5 protein-coding genes are annotated in these 4,073 nt (G+C 39.0%); 3 read left to right on the forward strand and 2 right to left on the reverse strand.

Annotated elements, in window-relative coordinates; all coding sequences use genetic code 11:
• Positions 1 to 89, reverse strand: an 89-nt coding sequence (locus tag D5281_RS24155; RefSeq protein WP_408637314.1) for a plasmid mobilization protein, incomplete at its 3' end; no start/stop codon positions are given.
• Positions 90 to 351: 262 nt separating this feature from the next.
• Positions 352 to 705 (reverse strand): helix-turn-helix transcriptional regulator, encoded by a 354-nt coding sequence (locus D5281_RS24160; RefSeq protein ID WP_004607969.1) that lies wholly within the window; start codon positions 703 to 705, stop codon positions 352 to 354.
• A gap of 189 nt (positions 706 to 894) precedes the next feature.
• Here D5281_RS24160 and D5281_RS24165 point away from each other — a divergent pair, with 189 nt between their 5' ends.
• From D5281_RS24165 to D5281_RS24175, 3 genes are all read left to right on the forward strand, one after another.
• Positions 895 to 1,542 carry a TetR/AcrR family transcriptional regulator gene (locus tag D5281_RS24165; RefSeq protein WP_135990377.1) on the forward strand — a complete coding sequence of 216 codons (648 nt, stop codon included), beginning with the start codon at positions 895 to 897 and terminating at the stop codon, positions 1,540 to 1,542.
• Between the two features lie 108 nt (positions 1,543 to 1,650).
• Positions 1,651 to 1,890: a hypothetical protein gene (locus D5281_RS24170; protein ID WP_160562426.1), complete on the forward strand. Its 240-nt coding sequence runs from the start codon at positions 1,651 to 1,653 to the stop codon at positions 1,888 to 1,890.
• 14 nt (positions 1,891 to 1,904) lie between these two features.
• A complete protein-coding gene (locus tag D5281_RS24175; protein ID WP_135990379.1) occupies positions 1,905 to 3,590 on the forward strand; it encodes an ABC transporter ATP-binding protein in 1,686 nt (561 codons plus the stop codon).
• The last annotated feature ends 483 nt before the right edge of the window (positions 3,591 to 4,073 follow it).

Raw genomic sequence — 4,073 nt, forward strand, 5'->3', positions numbered from 1 at the left:
GGTACGAGCTTCATTTTTTCCAGTATTAAATCCCGTTCCGCTTCCGTCACTCTGAATTTGATTTGCACCGTCCTTTTGCGTCCGTCCATGTGTTCGCTCCTTTCCTTTCCGTTCCGAGGGTTTGGGACACTTCCCAACAAGCCATTTTCAACCGACGAGCCGCAGCGCGGGAGGGCGAAAATACGGAAGTGGGTACCCGCTTCCTATGCTTGCTACGAATGTTTTTATCCCTTATGCCTTACTACGGAGCTATGCCCGGTTTTGCCAAACTTCCGCAAAAGAAAAACGCTGCAATCCTCAAAAAAAGATTACAACGCTCTCTAAACCTTATTCAATTCTGACGGACACTTCTTATCTGCCCTCTGTTTCGACTTCCGCTATCTCCTTTGCCGTTGCGCTCACAATCCGTATGCCTGTATCGCTCATACCGTCAAGAAGCGCGTCAAGCTGCCGCCGCTGCGTGTTCTTCTCTGGCGGCGTTTCCAAAAGAAACTGGTCTACGGATATATTGTAGCGGAGCATAAGCTCAAAGAAAATCTGTAAACTTGGGTGCTGCCCCTTGTTCTCAATGTTCGCAAGGTAGCGCGGCGAGATAAACATTTCGTCGCTCACTTTCTTGCGGCTCTCCTTGCGCCCTGTCCGCGCCGCCTTTATCGCTGCCCCAAAAGCCTTGAAATCGTATTTCGGTACTGGTCTTTTTGCCATAGTTATTCACCCTGTTACATTTTACTGTTCTCCTTTGCTTTTGAATATGTCTACGCAGTTCTATTAGTTAGCCAAAATAAATCATATTTTTCTGCCTTGCAATTAAATACCGGCTGAATGTATCTTGACAAGCAGACGCAAAAAGAATATAATACATACCAAACGAATGAAATGGAAGGTGGTAGATACATGGCGCGTAATAAATATCCAGAAATAACCGTTGAGAAGATATTAGAAGTGTCACAGCGGTTATTCATGGAAAAGGGGTACGACAATACAACGATTCAAGATATTGTAAATGAACTTGGCGGACTGACGAAAGGAGCAATTTATCATCATTTCAAGTCAAAAGAGGAAATTATTGACGCATTAGGGGGGAAACTCTTTTTTGACAACAATCCATTTGTTACCGTACAAAATCAGAAAAACCTAAATGGTTTAGAAAAAATGCGTGAAGTCATTAAGTTAAACCACGCAGATAATGATAGGACTGAACTTGGAAAACAGAGTATTCCTCTTTTGAAAAATCCCCGCTTGTTGGCTGAACTGGCTGATACAAACAGGAAATTGATTGCCCCTCTTTGGTTGCAGCTTATTCAAGAGGGAATAGAGGACGGCTCTATCCAAACCGAGTATGCAAAAGAACTATCTGAACTTTTGCCATTACTTACAAATTTTTGGTTAATTCCCTCTGTCTATCCTGCAACCCCGGAAGAACTGCTTTCAAAGTTTGCATTTATCAAATATTTGTTAGATAGTATGAACTTGCCGATTATTGATGATGAAATTTTCGGTATGGCACAGAATTACTTTGAACACTTAAACGTAGCCAAGTAGATAAAATTGCCTTGCAAAAGGCAGTTTTATTTTCAAACTATACATTCATTCGTAAGGTATTATTTTTAAGCATATACATACCGTCTTAATGTATGAAAGGAGAATACTATGTCAAACTTAGACCAAAAAATCGAAAATGCTGCAAACAAAATTGAAGTTATCGCAAATGAAGCATGGAAAAAGCGGTCATTCCGCATTGTATCCAAGTCTATATCTGCTACGGCAGAAATCGGACTGATGATAGGGGCTGCACATTTATCCGAAAAAGGCTATAAATCAGCCGCCACCTGCCTGTTTGGTTTAGGGGCAGTAGGACTTGTCTGCGATTTACTTTTTAACAGAAAATAGGAGGACACCGCTATATGATACGATACTTAAAACAATACAAATTCTTGCTTTTCCTTACCGCATTATTTACTGCAATCAGTTCTCTATCTTATGTATTTATTGCTATCTTATTGCAACAAGTTATGGATATTGTAGATATGGGCGATATGGACGGCTTTATCAGAATACTACTCTTTTCTTTAGCTTACTTTACACTTATGGGAGTATTCATGTACCTGCAATCTTTGTTTAGCAAAAAATTTGTCTGTAAAATTATGAAAGCTGTCCGTTCTAAAACCTTTATAGGAATTGAACGGCACACGATTGAGGACTACTCTAAAAATAATACTGCTGATTATTTATCCGCAATTACGAATGATGTAAAAATGATTGAAGATAACTATTTACTGCCCCTGTTGCAAGTTATCCAGTATACGATTATTTTTATAGCTTCCCTTGCTGTAATGATTTACTTTGACATTATCGTTACAGTCTGCGTGATTATCGCAATCGCTATCATGCTTGTTGTACCCAGTCTATTCGGAGGACTACTCTCCAAACGACAGGATAAATATTCTGATATGCTATCCGATTTTACAAACCATGTAAAAGACCTGTTATCCGGTTTTGAGGTTATCAAGTCTTATCGAATGAAAAAATATGTTCTCTCACGATTTGAAATAAGTAACGAGGACACTATAAAAGCAAAATATTCTGTTGACAAGGCGATTGCGGCAAATGAAGCGGTTTCTATGGTGCTTGCGCTTCTTGTTCAAGTGGTTGTTGTTTTTCTTTCTGCATACTTCATTATCATTGGTCGTATCAGTGCAGGAGCCTTGTTAGGCATGGTACAGGTAAGCAGTAACCTTGCAAATCCATTATTGATTATATTTAGCAATATTCCCAAAATCAAGAGTATAAAACCAATTACACAGAAGCTAAATAACCTTTCAGATTACAAGGAACAGAACACAAATACAAAAAAATCACCCTCTTTCAAAAAAATGATTTATGTAGATGATTTGCATTTTTCCTATGATAAGGAAAACGAAGTCTTAAACGGTATTTCACTATCCATTGATAAAGGAAAAAAATATGCTTTTGTCGGCAAGAGTGGGTGTGGAAAGTCTACATTTATTAAGCTGATTGCCGGATATTACTCTAATTTCAAAGGTGATGTACTATATGATGCAGATAGTCTTTCCGTTTTGGACATTGATAAAATAACTGCGCTATCGTCGGTCATTCATCAGAATGTTTATATGTTTGATGAGAGCATTTTTGACAATATTTGCCTACACGAAGATTTCAGTAAAGAAGAATTGCAATCCGTATTGTCTGATAGTGGTTTATCACAGTTTATTGAGCAAGTACCAAACGGACTTAAATATCACGTTGGAGAAAATGGAGATAACCTTTCCGGCGGACAGAAACAAAGAATTGCCGTAGCAAGAGCCTTAATTCGTAAGAAGCCACTGTTGATTTTAGACGAGGGTACGTCTGCTATTGATATGCAAACTGCGTATGATATTGAAAGCAGGCTATTGGCAATATCTGATTTAACGCTACTTACTATCACTCATAATATGAGCAGCGATATTCTTACACTCTATGACGAAATTGTATTTATGGCAGACGGCAAAATAATTGAACATGGCACATTTGAAGAACTTATTACTAAACACGCTGCATTTTATGACTTCTATCAACTAAAGAAGTAGGTATCTTTAGGGGAAAGTTTCTTTGAACCGTACACAATCCTTAAATACTATTATCTGCTCCCCTAACGGGGAAAGAAAAAAACCGTTAGAGGAGCAGATATTTTTGTATGCCTTTTTACGCAATATCTAATCTATCGGCGGTTTTGAAATATCAAAGCCGCCGTTTCTTTTTATCTTCTCAAGAAATGACGCGGTATCACTGTTGAAAGCGGCGGCTAAAGGAGGTAGCCGCCATGAAGCACATACCATATCGACAAAATCCGACGGTCATTGACACATCAAAAAAAGCCCGACCACCGCCGGGGAAAACTACGTCTATCAATATGAACTGTCTAATCATCTGAATACCGCTTACAATACCCTTACGCCTGTCCGGGCTTTTCGGACAGGCGTATTTTGCTGCTCAAAAAATTTTTTGAAAAAAATCCGAAAATCTTCGGCGTTTTTTTCAAAAGGCAGTATTGCCCCGCGAAAAGGGGGAAG

The sequence above is a fragment of the Parablautia muri genome, from assembly GCF_009917485.1.
Taxonomy (GTDB): domain Bacteria; phylum Bacillota; class Clostridia; order Lachnospirales; family Lachnospiraceae; genus Suilimivivens; species Suilimivivens muri.

Bases quoted from the DNA above. Each gene is read 5' to 3' on its own strand.
- D5281_RS24160 (WP_004607969.1), bottom strand. From the start codon at position 705: ATGGCAAAAAGACCAGTACCGAAATACGATTTCAAGGCTTTTGGGGCA.
- D5281_RS24165 (WP_135990377.1), top strand. From the start codon at position 895: ATGGCGCGTAATAAATATCCAGAAATAACCGTTGAGAAGATATTAGAA.
- D5281_RS24170 (WP_160562426.1), top strand. From the start codon at position 1,651: ATGTCAAACTTAGACCAAAAAATCGAAAATGCTGCAAACAAAATTGAA.
- D5281_RS24175 (WP_135990379.1), top strand. From the start codon at position 1,905: ATGATACGATACTTAAAACAATACAAATTCTTGCTTTTCCTTACCGCA.